Genomic DNA, 18,525 nt, shown 5'->3' on the forward strand with positions numbered 1-18,525 from the left:
ATGTCACCCACTGACAGCTTTGCTACGATCGAACTGTCAGAGTGTGACAGAGATTATGGCCGTCGCCGCCCGGGCGCCCGCCCCACGACCCCGGAGCTGAAGCACTATGGGAATCCGCGACGAGCACCGCGCCCGCATGTACCGGGAGATCCAGCGGGCGGCGCTGGACCTGGTGGAGCGGAAGGGTCTCCACGCCACGACGGTGGCGGACATCGCGGCCCGCGTGGGCGTCTCCGAGCGGACGGTCTTCCGCTACTACTCGACGAAGCTCCACGCACTGCTGCCGGGCCAGCAGGGACTGGTCGACGCCCTGGTGGCGGGCGGCGGCCTCGACACCGAGGCGGCCGACACCGGGGCGGCCGGCACCGACGCGGCCGGCGCCCTGGCCGAGCTCACGGACGCGACCCGCGAGGTGTTCGCCCGGGAGATCGAGCGCAGCGACTTCCGCCGGGTCTCCCGCCTCATGGTCCGGGAACCGGAATTGGTGCAGGCGGTGGCGGCGCAGGAGCGGGATCTGGTGACAGCACTCAGCGCGGCGCTCGCCGGGCGGGGGACGGTGGGGCGCCTGCAGGCGCTGGTGGTGGCGGAGGTGGTCATCACCACGTGGCGCGTGGCCTGGCAGGCATTCGCCCGCGAGGAGCTCGAGGGCGGGGCCGGGGACCCGCTCGCCCTGTTCGACGCGACCGTGCGGGAGCTGCGGGGCCTGTTCACCGGCTGACGACGCCCACGCGGGGGCGTCGTCAGCCGGTCCACCCTCAGTTGTCGGACGGCTCCCAGCCGAACGGCATGAGCACGGACTGCAGCTCGCAGAACGCCTCGAGCCCCTCGGGGCCGTTCTCGCGGCCGAGGCCCGAGTTCTTGAACCCGCCGAACGGTGCGGTGGGATCGAAGGCGTACCAGTTGATGCCCATCGTGCCGGTACGCACGCGCTGGGCCACGGCGAGCGCGGCGTCCGGGTCAGACGAGTACACCGCGCCGGCCAGGCCGTACTCGGAATCGTTGGCGATACGCACGGCGTCGTCGACCGTATCGTAAGCGATGACCTGCAGGACCGGCCCGAAGATCTCCTCTTGGGCGATGGTCATGGAGTTGTCCACGTCGCGGAAGACGGTCGGCTGGACGTACGCGCCCTCGGCCACGTGCTCGGGCAGACCCTCGACCTCACCGCCGCCGTAGGCGATGGTCGCGCCCTCCTCGACGCCCATGCGGATGTAGCCCTCGACGGACGCCTTCTGCTTGTGGTTGGCCAGCGGGCCGAACACGGTGCCCTCGTCGGCGGGGTCGCCGACGGGCATCAGCGAGACGTTCTCGACCAGCGCGTTCACGACTTCGTCGTAACGAGAGCGCGGGGCCAGAATCCGGTTCTGCGACACGCACGCCTGGCCGGAGTTCATGAGGGCGGAGAACACCATGGTGCCGGCGGCGGAGGCCAGGTCGGCGTCCTCGAGGACGATGGCGGCGCTCTTGCCGCCCAGCTCGAGCGAGCAGCGCTTGAGGCCCTGCGCGGCAATCCCGGCGATGTGCTTGCCGACCTCGGTCGAGCCGGTGAACGAGATCTTGTCGACGTCCGGATGGGAGACCAGGTGGTCGCCCACGGAGCTGGGGCCGGTCACCACGGACAGCACGCCCTCGGGCAGGCCGGCCTCGCGGAACAGGTCCGCCAGCCACAGCGCCGACAGCGGGGTGGCCGACGAGGGCTTGAGGACCACCGAGCTGCCGGACAGCAGGGCCGGCGCGAGCTTGGCGGTGTTGAGGTAGAGCGGGACGTTCCACGCGGTGATGGCCGCGACCACGCCGACGGGCTGGCGGGTGACGACGGAGGCACCGAAGTCGCCCTGACGCACCTCGGACCACGGGAAGGACTCGGCGAGGCGGGAGTAGTAGCGGAGCACGCCGAGGGTGGGGGTCACCTGGATCATCGAGGCGGCGCTCGCGGGCGCGCCCATCTCCTGCGACAGCAGGGTGCAGACCTCGGCCTGACGCTCCTCGAGCATGTCGGCCACGCGGGCGAGCAGCGCGCCGCGCTCGGCGGGCGGCGTGGTGCGCCAGACGCCGGACTCGAACGAGTCGCGGGCCTGGCTGATCATCTCGTCCAGGTCCTCGGTGGTGGTCTCTGCGACCCGGCCCACGACCGTGTTGGTGGCCGGGGACGTCACCTCGAGGACGCCGGTGGTGATGGGATCGGTCCAGCGGGTGCCGGAGAAGAGCTTGTCATGGACGACGACCACGGGGACCTCCGTGCGGTGGGGGACGAGTGCGGTGGGAACCGTCCCTGCAACCGCGCACGGGGCTGACAAGAACGTGTTCCACCTCACTGTAGACGAGGGTCCGGGGTGCCGTGGGGGCCTACTTCGCGCGCAGCACGAGCACCAGATTCGACACGAGCACCTCCCGAACGAGCGGCACGCGCACCAGCCACCACGCCCATCGCGGGTGGTAGCGCGGGAACGCGGCGAGCAGGTCGGCGGCGTCGGTGTCGCGCGCCCATGCGAGGCCGTCGGCGCAGCCGACCTCGAAGAGGGACTCGCCGTAGACGTTCTTGGGCGGGTGGCCGTGCCGTCGCTCGTAGAGGCGCCGCGCGCGCTCGCCGCCGAGGTAGTGGGTCAGGCCCATCTCGTGGCCGCCGAAGGGTCCGTACCAGAGGGTGTAGGAGACGACGACGAGGCCGCCCGGTCGCGTCACGCGGCACATCTCCTCGGCCATGCGCCAGGGCTCGGGCACGTGCTCGGCCACATTGCTGGAGATGCACACGTCCACCGCGTCGGTCCGCACCGGCAGGGCCATCCCGCTGCCGCGGATCGACCCCGTCTGGTCCAGGCCCGCCGCGGACATCTCGCCGACGTCCGGCTCGACGGAGACATACCGGGCGCCCTCGACGGCGTAGGCGTCGGAGAAGTAGCCGGGCCCGCCGCCCACGTCGAGGACCGTCAGCCCGGGCAGCCGCCCGGCGTCGGGCCCGGGTCCCGGCCGGGCGGGCCGATCGCCGGACTCCGCCCACAGGTCCGCGACCAGCTCGACGGTGTCGCGCGCGAGGCCGGAGTAGAAGGCGTCCGGGTCGGCCTGCTCGAGGGGGAACGAGCGCAGCAGCCCGAGCGAGCGGCCGAGGGTGGCGCGGCGGGCCACCGATCGCAGCGCGGGCGAGCGGTGGACGGGATCGGTGAGCACGGCGGTGACGATACCGGCGGCCGGGAGCGGTCCGGCCGCCCACTACAGTGTCCGGGTGGCTCGAATCCTGCTGCTGTGCTGGCGCGACAGTACTCATCCGCAGGGCGGTGGCAGCGAGCGTTACCTCGAGCACGTCGCGGACGGTCTCGCCGCGGCCGGCCACACTGTCTTCTACCGGACCTCCCGCTCGCGGGGCGCGGCCCGCTCCGCCACCACCTCCGCCGGTGTCCGGTTCAGCCGGGCCGGCGGGCGCTTCACCGTCTATCCCCGGGCGCTGCTGGCGATCCTGTCCGGCCGGCTCGGCCTCGGTCCGCTCGGGATTCTGCGACGGCCCGACGTCGTCGTCGACACCCAGAACGGCGTCCCCTTCTTCGCCCGCCTGGCCACCACCGCCCCCGTCGTCGTGCTGGTCCATCACATCCACCGCGAGCAGTGGCCGGTCGCCGGGTGGCTGGTCGCACGGATCGGGTGGTGGGTCGAGTCGTGGCTCTCGCCGCTCGTCCACGCGCGGTCCCAGTACGTCACCGTGTCGCTGCCGTCGGCCGACGAGCTCGCCGCGCTCGGCGTCGCGCCCGCCCGCATCGCGGTGGTCCGCAACGGCCTCGACCCGCTGCCCGACGGCATCGCCCCGGGCGGGGAGGGATCGGCCGAGCAGGAGCCGGGCGCGCAGGACACCCGCGCCGCCGGCCCGCGCCTGGTCGTCCTGTCCCGGCTGGTGCCGCACAAACACGTCGAGGACGCACTGGACGTGCTCGCCACCCTGCGGGCGAGTCGGCCCGGGCTCGTGCTGGACGTCATCGGCAGCGGCTGGTGGGCCGACCGGCTCCGCGAGTACGCCGCCGAACGCGGACTCGCCGCCCCCGTGGGCGAGACCGGCGGCGTGGGCGAGGCCGGCAGCCTGGGTGAGGCCGGCGGCGTGGGTGAGGCCGGCGGCGTCGTGTTCCACGGGCACGTCGACGAGGCCACCAAACACCGCCTGCTCGCCGGCGCCACCGTCCACCTCATGCCCTCGCGCAAGGAGGGGTGGGGGCTCGCCGTGTCCGAAGCCGCGCAGCACGGGGTCCCCACCGTCGGGTACCACCACGCCGCGGGACTGCGGGACTCGATCGACGACGGCGAGACGGGTCTCCTCGTGGACGATGTCGCGGCCATGACCGTCGCCGCGGACCGTCTCCTGTCGGACCCTGACCTGCGGGAACGGATGGGCGAGGCCGCCCGACGGAAGGCGGCGGGGATGTCGTGGCCCGCCACCGGCGCGGCGATGGCGCGGGTCCTCGCGGCCGTCACCGAGGGCCGGCGGGTCAGCGGCGTGATCGACGGCCGGGCCGACCGCTAGCCGGCTCCGTCGCGGGCCGCGTCGGCTCCGGTCACCGAGCCGCGAGCACCTGCCGCCCGTGTCACGGCAGCGGCCGCCGCGCCGGCCAGCGTGAGCAGCCACAGCGCGTGCGCCGCCAGCACCGCCGCGCGGGCCCACGCCGGGGCGCCGGGAGGGGTGACCGCGCTCCATCGCGAGTCCGCGTCACCCGGCCCGTCCGGCGGGGCGAGCTCGTGCAGGGCCAGTTCGGGGTCGGAGAACCTCGTCGTCGTCGCCGTCAGGGTCTCGTCCGCCGCGCCCCGGGGCCCGGCGGACGTGCGCTCGTCGAGCACCCACCGCACGCCCAGGCCCGCCAGCTCGCGGGGCTCCGCGTCCCGCAGCAGCGCGTCGGTGGCACGGCGCGCGCGATCCCCCTCGCCCGGCACCGCGGTGGCGTCGCCCGCCCCGGCCCCGGCTCCGGCTCCGGCTCCGGCCACGACCAGGTCGCCCGGGACGAGGACGCGGGTGTCGAGCAGGCGCGGCGCGGGGTCGAGGACCGGCCGGCCGTCGGCCCACAGCGGCGTCGAGCGGAACGATCCCGCCGGCAGCACCAGCAGGTCCCCGGGCCGACCGTCGACGATGCCCGCCACCTGCTCCCACCCGGGCCCGTACGTCACCGGCCGCAGCTGCTGCCACAGCGCGCGCGGGGCGTCGGGGACGGCGGCCACGGCCACCGCCGTGACGAGCACCCCTGCGGCGATCGGCCGCACGCGCACGGCGAGAGTGCGGGCGGCGAAGGCCAGCGCGAGCACGGTCGCCGGCAACGCCAGCGCCACGAACTTCTGGGTGTCGCGCAGCAACCCCGCGCCCGGTACGGCGGTGACCAGCGCCTCCATCGCCGCGAGGCCCGGGCCCGTCGCGGCGACGGCCACGAGCAGCCACGCGGCGAGGGCCACGGGGACCGTCGCGCGCACCACCGGGTCACGCCGCGCCCGCCACAGACCCCGCGCCGCGAGCGCCCAGACGAGCAGCAGTGCGAACAGCGCGGCGGCCGCCCACCACGTGGCTCTCGAGGGCGGCACGGCATCGGAATTCCAGATCCCGCCCAGCGCGACGACCGAGCCCAGCGTCCCGATCCCCGGCTCGGCGCGAGCGGCGAACGCGGCCACCCCTGCGGGCGCGTCCGCTCCCCCGCCAGCCGCGGCACCGGCCCAGTCACCCGCCGCGGTGAGGGCGGTCGCCAACGCCCAGGGCAGCGCGGTCACGACAGCTGTAGCGGCCAACGCGACCGCCGCCCGGGTCCGGCGAGCGCCACCTCCGCCACCGGCCAGCGCCACCGCCGCCGCGACGACCGCCAGCACCCACCCCGTCGGCGTGAGCCCAGCGGCGGCCAACGCCGCGCACGCCGCGGCCACCCGGGGCCGTCCGCGCGCGAGCAGAACCGGCATCGACATCACCGCCGCGACCCCCGCCAGCACCGACCAGTGGCCCTGGAGTAGCCGCTCCACCACGAACGGATTCCACACGGCGCCCACCACCGCCGGCAGCCGCGGCCACGCCCCCGCGGCCCGGCCACCGGGGACCACCCGCCGCACCAGCGCGCCCGCCGCGACCGCGAGCCACACGCAGAACACCACCGTGAGCAGGCCCGTCAACGGCCACACCGGCAGCCCGACCGCGGCCAGCGCCCGGGTCGCCCACGCCACCGCCACATCCTGCGGAACCGCCCGTGCCGCCGACTCCCCGAGCCCGAGCGCCGCGTCCGACAGCGGCGGCGTCGGCGTGGCCACCCAGTCACGCAACAGCGGGAAGCCCGGCCGCGCCACCCCGGCCAGCAGCGCGCCCGAGACGACCGCACCCACGGCGGCATCCGTCGCGGCCGGTCGCGCGATCAGGCGGCGGAGCCCGGCATCGGAGGACATGCGCACATTCCACCACGCGCGCCGGTCGCCCCGATCGCCCTGGCCGGGGCGGCCGACCCGGCGCCACCGCGTCGCCCGGCCCACAGGAGAGGCCGCGGGACAGCCCCCTACGATCACCGATGTGGACCAACAGGCGCGCGAGGCGGCACCCGGCTCCGCCGCCAGGCGCGTCCTGACCGGCGCGGGGGCGGTCACGGCCGGGTCGATGCTGGCCAACATCGCCGCTTACCTCCTGCATCTCCCGGCCTCGCGGTGGCTCGGCCCCGAGGGTTACGGCGCGTTCGCCGCCCTGCTCTCCGCGCAACTGCTGGTGGCCGTGCCCTCGCTGGCGCTGCAGGCGGTGGTGGCCCGCGAGCACGTCCGCGGAGTCCCCCACGACGTCCTGCGCGCGCTCGGCAGACGGGTCGCGCTGCTGGTCGCGGTGGTCGCGGCGCTGGCCGTCGTCCCGGTGTCCCTCCTACTCGACACCCCGGTGTGGGCCACGGCCGCCGCGTTGGCCCCCGGCCCGGTGCTGTGCCTGCTCGCCGCCGAGCAGGGGCTGCTGCAGGGCGCCGAGCGGTTCCGGGCCCTCGGCGTGGTGCTCGCCCTGGCCGGCGCGGGCAAGGTCGCCCCCGCCGTCGCGGTACTCGCTGCGGGCGGCGGTGTCGGACCCGCACTCGCCGCCGGGGCCGTGGGCGTGGGCGTGGCCTGGCTCGTCGCGGCGCAGGTGACGTCCGGGCCGCGCGGGGACTCGGCGGGCGTTGCGACGCGAGGGAACTCGGTCGTCGGGGGGCCGCGCGAGAACGGGGCGGCCCTGACCTCGCCGGGCGTGGCCGCCGTGCTCGCCGCCGGCCAGGTGCAGCTGGTGATGATGGCCCTCACCTCGATCGACCTGCTCCTCGCGCGGGCACTGCTGGACCCGGAGGACGCGGGCCGCTACGCGCTGGGGGCGGTCGCCGCGAAGGCCGCGTTCTGGTTGCCGCAGGCCGTCGGCACGGTGCTCTACCCGCGGATGGCCGACCCGGTCGGACACCGGGGCGCCGTCCGCTCGGCGGTGGCCGTCCTGCTGGGCATCGGCGCGGTCGTCGTGATCGGGGCCGCCGTGGCCGCGCCGCTGGTGCCGGTGGTCGTCGGCGAGGACTACCGGCCGGTCGCCGGGCTCCTCTGGGCGTTCGCCGCACTCGGAGTGACACTGAGCGTCCTGCAGGCGTTCCTCCTGGCCACCATCGCCTCCGACCGGACCGTGGAGGCCGGCATCGCGTGGTGCGGGCTGGTGCTCACCGCCGTCGCCGTGTGGCTCGCCCCCCGCGAGGTCGAAGGCGTCCTGGCCGCCGCGCTCGTCGCCGTCGTCCTCACCACGATCACGGCCGGATGGCGCGCGCTCCGGTCGCGAGTGAGCTGAGGTGAGGGCGCTGGGCGGGCCGCGCCCCGCCAGCCGAGCCACGTCACCTATCCATTTGCGCCTCACCTACGGGATCCGATCCCCGCGTTTGTTGCCAACCTGTCTCACGATCAGGTTGGCAACAAACGGATCCCATAGGTGGCGCGCAATCCGATAGGTGACGCGGATGCCGGAGCGGTTGCCGGGGCGGGACTGGCGAGGCCGGCGTCGGGCTCGCGGCGCGCGATCTGCCCCTCGAATTGCGATTCGCCCCTCGCGCCGCGATTCGCTCTCGGAGTTCCTGGGGCAAAACGCAATCCGAAGCGCGTCGCGCGATCCGAGGGGCAGATCGTGGGAGACGGGCGGCTGGTGTCGCAGCCGGCCGGTTCCGCAGCCGGCTGCGCGTCGGTCGTGGGTCCGCCACCCAACGAGAAGAGCGTCCCGCACACGCCCTCTCGGCTGATGTGTGCGGAACGCTCTTGTCGATGTTCGTGGAGGCGGACCGGCGCGGCACCCGCGGCCGGCCCCGGCCTGCGCGGCACCCGCGGCCGGGCCGGCCGCGGGTGCCGGCTCAGCTCAGGCGCGCGCCCGGGCGGCGCGACCGCCGGTTCCACCGCGGCCACCGCGCAGGCCGAGCACGATTCCGCCGATCAGCGAGATCAGGCCCAGGATGCCCAGGATGGCGGGCACGACGCGGCCGAAGGTGTTGAGCGTGTCGGCGCTGTCCTGCGCACCGGCGAGGGTCACCTGCTGCGTCTCCTCGTTCCAGCCGGACTGGAAGCGGACGGCCGTGCGGGTGGGCTCGGTCCTCTCCTCCTCCACGCGGGCCTTGTCGCCGAAGAACGCGTCGGCCTCGGCCTGGTCCTCGGCGAAGAACTGGAAGATGTCCTCCTTGCCGTTGACGATCTGGCCGGTGGCCGGGTTCACCCACACCGTGCGGGTGTTGGTGTAGAAGCGGCGCATGTCGACCGCACGCTCGGGGTCGCCCTCGAGGCCCCACTGCCCGGCGGTCATGCCCTCGCGGCGGTAGCTGGCGAGGACCGACTCGACGGCGGGGTCGTAGCCGTCGGAGATCGAGGCGAAGTGGTCGCGGATCGAGGACCACATGTCGATCGGGCCGAGCTCCTGGCGGAACTCGTAGGCGTCGATGCCGCCGACGGTGGTCTCGCCGACGAACTCGATCGGGTTGGTGGTGAAGGTGCTGGCGTCGAAGTAGTCGTAGGCCCGCTGCTCGGTGTCGAACGGGAACTTGTACTGCAGCCCCTCGCGGACGAAGCCCGTCGGGGCGTCGTCACCGCCGGCGCCGCCGGCCACGACCTGCAGGGTGCTGGTCGCCTCGTCGACGGGCATCGCCGAGACGCGGTCGACGGTCACGCGGTCGATGGTGGCGTTGATCAGGGACTCGACATCGTCGCCGCCGGCCTTGTCCTCACGCAGCAACGACTGCGCGGCCTGCATGGTGATGACGTCGGAGTCCGACGGCTCGACGGCCTGGACGCGGCGCTGCGAGTAGAGCGGGATGTCGTTGTCGATGAAGCACGTCACCGGGAGCTGCACGTCGGAGTCGTCGGCCTCGGGCCCGTCGAGGGTCTCGACCGTCTCGCCCCCATCGGCACCCTCGCCCTCGGCACCCTCGCCCTCACCGGCGCCCTCTTCGGCGGGAGCCTCGGGCGCCCGGCACTCGGCGCGGTCGGCGTTGAGCTCGGTGGGCGTGTTCGACGCCAGTGCACCGCCCACGAGGACCGCGCCCGGCACCGTGTCGGTGACGGTGGTGGAGTTGATGTCCAGCGGCGTCTTCTTCTGCGCCGGCACGACGAAGAACACGAGAGCCAGTGCAATAGTGATGAGGAATGCGCCGAGCCCGACGAGGACCAGTGCGGGTACCGACGACCTCCGTCCCGCCGAACTGCTCTGACGTGCCATCGCCTAGTCCTCCTGGTGTCGCGCCCTGGGCCCGCCGGGTTACCACCCGGTAACCGCCGGGGTGCCTGCCCGGCCGGACCATCATCAGGAGAAGATTAACAGTGATGAAGAACGCATTCGGCACCCCCGACCACCGAGTCGGCACTCTGCCGTCGGCGACCGGTTTCGCCCCGGCGCTGGAAGGTCTGCGAGCCGTCGCCGCGTTCGCGGTCCTCACAACGCACGTGGCGTTCCAGACCGGCTCCTCCACGGGCTCGTTCATCCACCGCGTGTGGGGCCGGTTCGACCTGTCCGTGGCCGTCTTCTTCGCGCTTTCCGGGTTCCTGCTGTGGCGGGCGCACGCCCTCCACGCGCGTCGGGGCGGCCCGGGTACCGCCCGTCCGGCGGTGGAGTACCTGCGCTCACGGCTGGTCCGGATCATGCCCGCGTACCTCGTGGCGGTCGCCGCGGTCTTCCTCCTCCTCCCGCAGAACGCCCGCGCGTCGATATCCACCTGGGCGTCCAACTTGACGCTCACCCAGGTGTTCGTGCCCGATTCGCTGGTCGAGGGCCTGACGCACGCGTGGTCGCTGTCGGTGGAGATGAGTTTCTACCTGGTACTGCCGCTGCTGTGGTGGGCGCTCGTGCGGCTGCGCGGCCCGGCCGCGAGGTGGCGGATCCCGGCGATCGCGGCCGTGGGGGTGGCGAGCCTGGGCTGGGCGCTCGTGCCGTGGTACGAGCTCGGCCTTCCCGAGCGGATCAACGACCAGATCCTGCCCCCGGCGTTCGCGTCCTGGTTCGCGGCCGGGATGATCCTCGCCGAGTTGGTCGCGGCGCCACCCGGGCGGGTCGCGGCGCTGGTCCGACACCCGCGGGCGCGGTGGGCGTGGTGGGCGGTCGCGGCCGCCGCGTTCCTCGCCACCACGGTCCCGCAGTGGTTCACCGAGGGCTTCGTCCACCCCTCGGGCCCGGAGTTCGCGGCCCGCACCGCCTTCGGCGCGGTGGTCGCGTTCTGCCTGCTGGCGCCGGTCACCCTGTCGCCGGACCGGGACCGGTTCGCCGTTCTGGGGTCGACGATTCTCACCACGCTGGGCCGGTGGTCGTACAGCGTGTTCCTGTGGCACGTGTTGGTCCTGCACTTCGCGTTCCAGATCGCGTCGGTGCCCATGTTCTCGGGCCGGATGCTCACGGTCTGGCTGGTCACCGCCGTGATCTCGGCGGTGGTGGCGGCGGCGAGCTACGCGCTGGTGGAGGTCCCGTCCCAGCGCTGGCTGGCTCCCCGGAGCGCGCCGCGCGGGCGTCCGGCGGACGGCCAGCTGGCGGCGAGCCCCGCGCAGACGAGCCCGGCGACCGTCGCGACCTGAGGCCCGAGGGCGTCCCCGGCGTAGCCGAGCGGGTCCGGCCACGGTGCGCGGGCGAGCAGCGCGGCACCCGCGACGACCCCCACGCCGGCGCCGCCGACGAGCAGCCGCCGCGCCCCTCCCACGCCGAGATGACGGCTCGCGGCCAGCGCGCAGGCGGTGAGCCCGGCGGTCACCGCGAGCCCGACGGGCCCGGCGAGCAGGTAGCCCACCGCCGCGGTCGCGGCGACGGTGACGGGCCCGCGTCCGGGCCACGGCGTCGCGCGGGCCCCGGCCCGGTCGCGGTGGCCGCGCACGAGGAACAGCAGCAAGACCAGCAGCAACGCGAAGGGCCCGGTGAGCAGCGCCCACCGGTACGGCGCGTCGAGCGGGACGGTGAGCACGAGCGTGGCGCCGGTCGTGGCGGCGGGCAGGACCCAGCCCTGCTTCCACCCGTCGACCGTCACGGCCCGCGGGTCCGCGAGGGCGGTGCCGTCGTCGGCGACCAGGCGCGCCCGCCACGCCGGCGAGACCGATTCGGGGACCACCAGGACGCGCTCGCGCGGGGCGGCGGGAACGCGCAGCTCGCGGTGGGCGTCGTCCCACCGGACCGTGGTGACGGCCCGGGTGGGCTGCGGGGCGCCGCCGAGGACGCGCGCGGCGCCAGCCGAGGTGCTGCCGGCCGATGTCGTGCCGCCGGCCCCCTCGCCGCCGGTGGTGGAGCCGGGACCGTCGACGACGACGAGGCCCACGGTGTCCACCGAGAACGCCTCACCGGGATCCACGGAGACCTCCTGCGGTCCCGCGGGGAGCGGGACCGGGGACTCGTCGCAGAGCTCGGCCGGGACGGCGCGGCCCTCGAGCAGGGCCCGGCGGGACGCGGTGATCCGCGTGCGCACCACCCCGTCGCCGATGTGCAGCCGGGGCCCGTCCTGGCAGGTCAGGGCGACGGGGTCGTCGTCGGCGGCGGGCAGCGCGCCGATGCGGGCGCCGGAGGCGTCCTGCACCCAGACCTCGGCGATGCCGGCGGGCACGGGCGCCCCGCCGGGGGTGCGCACGTCGCGGGTGCTGTCGACGCGGACGGTGACGCGGTCGGCGTGGTCGGCGGGGAGGTCGACGACGACGGAGCCGTCCTCCTCGGGCGTGAGCGTGGCGAGGTCGACGCGCGTGCGCTGGAGGCCGGTGTCGATCGTGACGACCCGCGGCGCCGCCGGCGCGTCCGAGCGGGGCGCCCACAGCCGCAGTGACCCGACGAGGTGGCGTCCGGGCAGGCGCAGCCCGAGCGACGGCGACGGGGCGTCGGTCGCGTGCCAGCTGGTGGAGCGGTCCCCGTCGACGGCCGCCGACGGCGCGCCCGCGGGATCGGTGACGAGGGAGTCGCCCTCCGCGCGGACCTGCCGGGACCGCGAGGTGGGGTCGCCGCGCAGGACGTCGTCCAGTGCGCTGCCGGGGCGCGGCCGCACGAGCAACTGCGGGGCGACGGCGGTGTCGGCGGGGACGTCGAGCAGGCGGGCGAACCGGCCGGGCTCCTCCGGGGCGATCGCCAGTTCAGGGGCGCACCGGGCGGCGCCCGTGGCCTCCTCCGCGCCGGCGAGTCCCTCGGCGGGGCTGCCGCCGTGGACGCAGTCCGTGCGGCCGGCGAGTTCCTGCCGCAGCAACCAGCCCGACGGCGCGCGGGCGTCGTCGGCCCGCTCGGGCAGGGCGATGGTCCGCAGCAGCGGAATGTCCTCGCCGTCGGCGCTGAGCCCGATCTCGGAGACCTCGAAGTACGAGCCGCGGCCTCCGTCGGCGACGCCGGTGACCGTGACCCGGACCTGATCGGTGGGGCCGGGCGGCAGGGCGACGGTCGTCTCCTCGTCGGCGCGCGGGTACACCGTGGTGGTCCCCGTGTCGGTGCGGACCTCAAGCGCGGTGACCTGGGGGCCGACTGCCGGCGCGGGGACGGTCAGCCGAAGGACGGCGCGGTCGACGGGCTCGGGCAGGTCGATGCCGATCCACTCGCCGAACGCCGAGCCGTACCCGCCGGAGCGCCACGCGGTGTCCGGGTCGCCGTCCACGGCCGCGGCCACGGAGTGCGACGGCCGCACGGGGCCGGTCTGCGCGGAGTCGGCCGCCGAGGACGACACGCTCACCCGGGCGTCCCACCAGCGGGCCCGGGTCCGCGGCGGCTCGTCGCCGGCGACGCCGGCCGCCCCGTCCCCGACGCTGGCCGCGTAATCGGGGACCGCGCCACGGCTGCGTCGCGGGTCGCCTTCGGCGCGGACGGCGGACGAGTTGTGGTCGAGTCGGCCGAAGTCGGTCTCGCGATCGGTCGGCGAGTCCGTGAGCACCGGCGCCGTGGACGCCAGCGGGCGCGGTCTCGGGAACGGGTCGGACGCGGGGTCGACGCCGGCCGCGAGCGCGTCGGCCTCGAGCAGTCGCGTCACGCGCGGCGGCGAGCCGATGGCGTCCCGCTCGGCGAGCAGGTCGTCCAGCCGGGACAGGGCCTCCGGCCCGCCCGCGACCACGGGCAGGTCGCGCACCTCCACCGTGTACGGGGCGGTCGCCGACCGGGGCGGTCCGGGCGGCGTCGCGTCCGACCCCAGGCGGGAGTCGACCCGGTAGATCTCGATCGCCGGATACGCCGGCCTCAGCCCGGAATCGTGGACGACCACCTCGTCGTCGTCGCCCCCGTTCCCGCCGCGAGCCCCGCCCGCGTCGCCGTCACCGCCCGCGCCGTCACCGCCCGCGCCGTCACCAAACGCGCCGTCACCATCCGCGCCCTCCGCACCGACGTCGTCCCCCCGCGCGGCGACCGGCTCGCCGAACTCGGCGACCTTCACGAGCCCGGGCGAGCCGTCGACGGCCTGGTGGACCAGCGCCGGGCGCGGCGCGGCGGAATCCACCGACAGGTCGTTGCGCACCACCAGGTACCCGATGCCCAGCGAGGCCAGGGTGGCGGCCATGCCGGGCGCCGCGCGGCCGTCGGCGAGGCGGCGCTGCACGGCGTCGAGGGCGCGGATCGCGGGGGCGGGCTGCAGCGGCACGGAGTCCCGCACCGCCCACGGCGTCTCGGCCAGCGGCTGGAGCGGTTCGTCGCGGGTGACGCCCCAGACCTGGCGGCCGAACGAGGCGCCGGGGACCACCAGGGCGCGGGTGGTCGCGGCCGGGTCGGACTCCGCACCGGCCTCGGCACCGTCGCCGGCCGTGCCCGGGCGGTCGACCGGCGCGTTCTCCGACAGCCACGCGGCGGCCCGGGGCCAGTGGTCGGGCAGGTCCTGGTGCGAGCCCACCGGCGCGAGACGTCCGAGCCACGCCGGCGCGACCGACACGCCCGCCGCGAGCACGACGATCATCGCCACGGCGACCGCCCGGTCGCGCTCCGGATGGGCCAGCGCGCCGGGGGCTCGCTCGCGGTCGAGACCGCCGAGCAATCGGGTGAGCAGGTGCGCGACGCCCAGCACGAGCGGCAGACGCAGCAGGGGCTCGAACTTGTGGACGTTGCGCAGCGGGGCGCCCGCGCCGTCGAGGAGGGCGCGCACCGTCTCGGCGAGCCCGCCACCGGCCGGGCCCACCCACGCCGCCGACATCGCCACCAGGCCCACGGCCGCGATCACCAGCAGCCGGCCGCGCGCGGGCATCCCGCGCATCAGCAGGCCCACGACCCCGGCCCCCGCCAGGACGCCGGTGGCCAGGACGAACGCGGGCTCGCTGGTGAGGTCCGCGCCGGCGGTGCGGTCGGTGGACACGAACGGCACCCACGTCGCGGCCCCGCGCAGCACCTCGGTCACCGACGCCCACCGGGTGGTGACCTCGGCGGACTCGATGTAGTCCAGGAACGGCGGCGACACCCGGCCGAGCAGTGCCAGGGGAACCGCCCACCACACGCACACCGCCGCGGACAGCGGCACCCACCACGCGGCCAAACGCGCCCACGTCCGGCCCGGCCGGTGCAGCGCCCACCACAGGACCGCGGGCAGGCACGCCACCGCGGTCGCGACGGCGTTGACGGCACCCATCAGCGCCAGCGCGAGCGCGGCCCCGGTCCCGCCGCGACGCGGCGACATCCGGCCCTGCAGCACCCGGATGACCGGCAGCAGCACCCACGGCGCGAGGGCGACCGGCCAGATCTCCGACGAGATCGACCCCAGGTCGCCGAGCATGCGCGGGGCGAGCGCGTAGAGGACGCCCGCGACCGGGCGCGTCCGGCGGGTGCCGATGCGCAGCGCGGCGGCCACGCGCACCACGCCCATGTACGCGACGGTGAGCACGACCGCCCACCACAGGCGCTGGGTCAGCCACGCGGGCATCCCCATCAGGTCGAACAGCGCGAAGAACGGCCCCTGCGGGAACAGGTAGCCGTAGGCCTGGTTCTGGACCTGGCCGGCGAAGGACTGGCCGGTCCACAGGTGGGTGGCCTGGGCGAGGAAGCGGCCGGGGGCCGCGACGAGGTCGTATTTGGTGTCCGGGGCGATCAACCCGGGGGACTGCAGGCAGGCCAGCAGCAGGAAGGCGAGGAACGCGACGACCGCGTCACGCGCGCCGGCGCCGAGACGGACCCCGCGGATCACCTACGCCGGCGTGGAGAGAGTCGAAAGCGGCGGGCGTCAGCGCGCGCCGTACTCGACCTGGCCGAGCAGGGCCTGGTCGGCGGGCGGCTGCGCCACGTCCGGGATGGAGTTCTCGGCCATCGCGGTGTTGACCCCGAACGCGACGATGCCGCCGAGGACGATTCCGCCGACTGCGCTGGCGAGCGCTCCGGTGCCGAAGCTCATCGTGGTCTCCCTGGGGTTCACGTGACAATGGGTGTCCGGCGGTGCTGCCGAGCACACCGACGCCGGAAGCGTAACACCCGTCGGGGCGCCGGATCCGGGGAGCGGCTCCCACAAGTCCTTACCGGCGGGTAAGTTGGGTGTGGCACATGACACCGCGACCCGCCGGGAGGAGACCTGTGACGACGGGGACCAAGCGCATCCCACGTGCGATCCGCGAGCAACAGATGCTCGACTCCGCGATCCGCGTGTTCTCCGATCTCGGCTACCGATCCGCCTCGATGGACACCATCGCCCGCCACGCGAGCATCTCCAAGCCGATGCTGTACCTGTATTACGGCTCCAAGGAGGAACTGTTCGCGGCGTGCGTCGTCCGCGAGTCCGGTCGGCTGATCGACCACCTCACCGCCGCCGCCACCGGCAGCGTCGGCCCCCGCCGTCGGCTCGAGGACGTGGTGCAGGCGTTCCTCGAGTTCGTCGACGCCCACACCGACTCGTGGAATGTGGTCTACCGTCAGGCATTCGCCGAACCCCAGTTCAGGGAGGAGGTCGAGAAGACCCGGACGGTGCTGGTCGACCTCACCACCGATCTGCTCGCGCAGAACTCGGGGGACGAGCGCAGCCGCGAGGTGCTCGAGGTGGTCGCCACCGCCCTGGTCGGAGCCGGCGAGGCGGTCGCGGACCGCGTCGCGCACCGGTCGATCCCCACGTCGGTGGCCGCCGGCGTCGTCGTCGAGCTCGCCTGGCGGGGCCTCGCGGGCGATCCGGCCAAGTCACTCACCACGCCCACAGAGGAGAAGTCGTGACCGACAAGACCACCGCCACCGGCCGCCGGTCCGGGGCCGCCCGCACGCTCACCCCGGCCGACCTCGCCCGCGGCCTGCCCTCCCTCGCCGCCGACCTGCCGTCCGTCCTCAACGGGCTGCGGATCGTGCAGACCTCCCGCAGCAAGGACAAGGTCTCGATCGGCCGCCGCTTCCAGAAGCTCGCCGCCGCCCGGCCCGACGCGCCGTTCCTCAAGTTCCTCGGCACCGAGATCAGCTACGGCGAGGCCAACCGCCGCGCCAACCGGTTCGCCGAGGTCCTCAAGGCCCGCGGCGTGGAGCGCGGTGACACGGTCGGCATCTGCATGGGCAACCGCACCGAGGTGCTGCTCGCGATCCTCGGCGCGGTCAAGGTCGGCGCCTCCGTGGGGCTGCTCAACCACCACCAGCGTGGGGAGGTCCTCGACCACTCCCAGAAGATCCTCGAGTCCAAGCTCGTGCTGGTCGGCGCCGAGTGCGCTGAGGCCGTGCAGTCCGTGCCTCGCGAGAACTGGATCGGCGAGCTCGTCGCCGTCAGCTCCGAGGTCGATCTGCCCTTCCGCGACTTCACCGCGGGACACCGCCCCGAGGAGCTGGCCGATCTGACGTGGCTCGAGGACGAGCTCGCGACCCTCGGCGACGACGTCGGGGACGTCAACCCGCCGGAGGCCGACGAGACGGTCGGCACGGAGACCGCGTACTACATCTTCACCTCGGGCACGACGGGCCTGCCCAAGGCCTCGACCATGTCCCACTACCGGTGGAACAAGGCGATGGCCGGGTTCGGCCTGTCCGGCGTGCGGCTGAAGAAGGGCGACGTCCTGCTCAGCCCGCTGCCGATGTATCACAACAACGCGCTGACGGTGGCCCTCGGCTGCGTCCTCGCGGCCGGCGCGTGCCTGGCGATCGAAGAGCACTTCTCGGCGTCCAAGTTCTGGGACCAGGCCCGCGCCGCCGGGGCGACGGCCGCCATCTACATCGGCGAGATCTGCCGCTACCTGCTCAACCAGGAGCCCGGCCCGGGCGACCGCGACCACTCCATCCGGGTTATGACCGGCAACGGCCTGCGGCCCGAGATCTGGGACGAGTTCCGGGAGCGGTTCGGCGTGGGCCGCATCTGCGAGTTCTACGCGGCCAGCGAGTGCAACATCGCCTTCGTCAACGCGTTCAACGTCCCGCGGACCACCGGGTACTGCCCGATGGACTTCGCGATCGTCGACTACGACCCCGAGACGGGCGAGCCCCGCCGCGGCGACGACGGCCGGCTGCGGAAGGTCGGCAAGGGCGAGACCGGCCTGCTCATCAGCGGGATCTCCGATTCGCAGCCCTTCGACGGCTACACGGACGCCGAGGCCACGGAGAAGAAGATCGTCCGCGACGCCTTCAGGGACGGCGACGCCTGGTTCGTCTCGGGCGACCTCATGCTCGACCAGGGTCTCAAGCACGCCTCCTTCGTCGACCGGCTGGGCGACACCTTCCGCTGGAAGGGCGAGAACGTGGCGACCACCGAGGTCGAGGCCGCGATCAGCGCCCGCCCGGAGGTGGACCAGGCCGTGGTGTACGGCGTGGCGGTCCCGGACGCCGACGGCAAGGCCGGCATGGCGGCGATCCGCCTGCACGACAAGTCGGACTTCGACGGTGCGGCGCTCGCCGAGCACCTGCGGGACTCCCTGCCGTCGTACGCGGTGCCGCTGTTCATACGGCTGTCCAAGGAGCTCGAGCACACCTCCACGTACAAGAGCCGCAAGACCGAGCTGCGCGAGCAGGCCTTCGATACCCAGGCGTTCGACGACCCGCTCTACGTCCTGTCCAAGGAGAAGGGGTACGTCCCGTTCTACGATGGCGCGGAGAACGACGTCGTCGCCGGCACCGTCTGACCCACAGCACCGCCTGACCGCAGCGCCGCCTGACCGGCAGCACCGCCTGACCGCGGCGGGCCCGGAGCACGGGGGCCTCAGCGCCGGCCGACGACCCCACCAGGAGGTACC

General features: G+C 74.6%; 11 protein-coding genes and 1 pseudogene. 6 read left to right on the forward strand and 6 right to left on the reverse strand.

Annotation, left to right across the window (positions count from 1 at the left end; all coding sequences use genetic code 11):
* The first annotated feature begins 106 nt into the window (after nucleotides 1–106).
* Nucleotides 107–718: a TetR/AcrR family transcriptional regulator gene (locus tag A6035_RS15095; RefSeq protein WP_108848602.1), complete on the forward strand. Its 612-nt coding sequence runs from the start codon at nucleotides 107–109 to the stop codon at nucleotides 716–718.
* 37 nt (nucleotides 719–755) lie between these two features.
* On the opposite strand, the gene A6035_RS15100 is transcribed toward A6035_RS15095, so the two are convergent.
* Both A6035_RS15100 and A6035_RS15105 read right to left on the reverse strand, forming a co-directional pair.
* Entirely contained in the window at nucleotides 756–2,228 is a 1,473-nt protein-coding gene (locus A6035_RS15100) for an aldehyde dehydrogenase (protein ID WP_108848603.1), read from the reverse strand.
* A 118-nt stretch (nucleotides 2,229–2,346) separates the two neighbouring features.
* The gene (locus tag A6035_RS15105; protein ID WP_108848604.1) at nucleotides 2,347–3,165 is read right to left on the reverse strand and encodes a class I SAM-dependent methyltransferase; all 819 of its coding nucleotides are present in this window, start codon (nucleotides 3,163–3,165) and stop codon (nucleotides 2,347–2,349) included.
* Nucleotides 3,166–3,220: 55 nt separating this feature from the next.
* On the opposite strand from A6035_RS15105, the gene A6035_RS15110 reads away from it, so the two are divergent.
* Nucleotides 3,221–4,501: a glycosyltransferase family 4 protein gene (locus A6035_RS15110; protein WP_108849314.1), complete on the forward strand. Its 1,281-nt coding sequence runs from the start codon at nucleotides 3,221–3,223 to the stop codon at nucleotides 4,499–4,501.
* Here the strand turns inward: A6035_RS15110 and A6035_RS19215 are convergent.
* Nucleotides 4,498–6,381 carry an MmpA family trehalose lipid delivery protein gene (locus A6035_RS19215; protein WP_279629896.1) on the reverse strand — a complete coding sequence of 628 codons (1,884 nt, stop codon included), beginning with the start codon at nucleotides 6,379–6,381 and terminating at the stop codon, nucleotides 4,498–4,500. The genes A6035_RS15110 and A6035_RS19215 overlap by 4 nt on opposite strands.
* Before the next feature lie 121 nt (nucleotides 6,382–6,502).
* On the opposite strand from A6035_RS19215, the gene A6035_RS15120 reads away from it, so the two are divergent.
* Nucleotides 6,503–7,762 (forward strand): polysaccharide biosynthesis protein, encoded by a 1,260-nt coding sequence (locus A6035_RS15120; RefSeq protein WP_108848605.1) that lies wholly within the window; start codon nucleotides 6,503–6,505, stop codon nucleotides 7,760–7,762.
* Between the two features lie 555 nt (nucleotides 7,763–8,317).
* Here A6035_RS15120 and pgfA read toward each other — a convergent pair.
* On the reverse strand, nucleotides 8,318–9,664 hold the full coding sequence (gene pgfA / locus A6035_RS15125) for a cell envelope lipid trafficking protein PgfA (protein ID WP_108848606.1): 1,347 nt from the start codon (nucleotides 9,662–9,664) through the stop codon (nucleotides 8,318–8,320).
* Nucleotides 9,665–9,768: 104 nt separating this feature from the next.
* Between pgfA and A6035_RS15130 the strand changes: the two genes are divergently transcribed.
* Entirely contained in the window at nucleotides 9,769–11,007 is a 1,239-nt protein-coding gene (locus A6035_RS15130) for an acyltransferase family protein (protein WP_108848607.1), read from the forward strand.
* 965 nt (nucleotides 11,008–11,972) lie between these two features.
* Here A6035_RS15130 and A6035_RS19455 read toward each other — a convergent pair.
* Together A6035_RS19455 and A6035_RS15140 are read right to left on the reverse strand one after the other, a co-directional pair.
* Nucleotides 11,973–15,533: pseudogene (locus A6035_RS19455) on the reverse strand (alpha-(1->3)-arabinofuranosyltransferase domain-containing protein); the annotation flags it as partial.
* Between the two features lie 36 nt (nucleotides 15,534–15,569).
* Nucleotides 15,570–15,758 (reverse strand): DUF2613 domain-containing protein, encoded by a 189-nt coding sequence (locus A6035_RS15140; protein WP_007631397.1) that lies wholly within the window; start codon nucleotides 15,756–15,758, stop codon nucleotides 15,570–15,572.
* 155 nt (nucleotides 15,759–15,913) lie between these two features.
* Here A6035_RS15140 and A6035_RS15145 point away from each other — a divergent pair, with 155 nt between their 5' ends.
* Together A6035_RS15145 and A6035_RS15150 are read left to right on the forward strand one after the other, a co-directional pair.
* Nucleotides 15,914–16,540, forward strand: coding sequence for a TetR/AcrR family transcriptional regulator (locus A6035_RS15145; protein ID WP_108848608.1), 627 nt, complete (start codon nucleotides 15,914–15,916; stop codon nucleotides 16,538–16,540).
* Nucleotides 16,537–18,414: a long-chain-acyl-CoA synthetase gene (locus A6035_RS15150; protein ID WP_108848609.1), complete on the forward strand. Its 1,878-nt coding sequence runs from the start codon at nucleotides 16,537–16,539 to the stop codon at nucleotides 18,412–18,414. Before A6035_RS15145 ends, A6035_RS15150 begins: the two co-directional genes overlap by 4 nt.
* Nucleotides 18,415–18,525 lie beyond the last annotated feature (111 nt).

It is taken from the genome of Dietzia lutea, assembly GCF_003096075.1.
In the GTDB taxonomy this organism is placed as follows: domain Bacteria; phylum Actinomycetota; class Actinomycetes; order Mycobacteriales; family Mycobacteriaceae; genus Dietzia; species Dietzia lutea.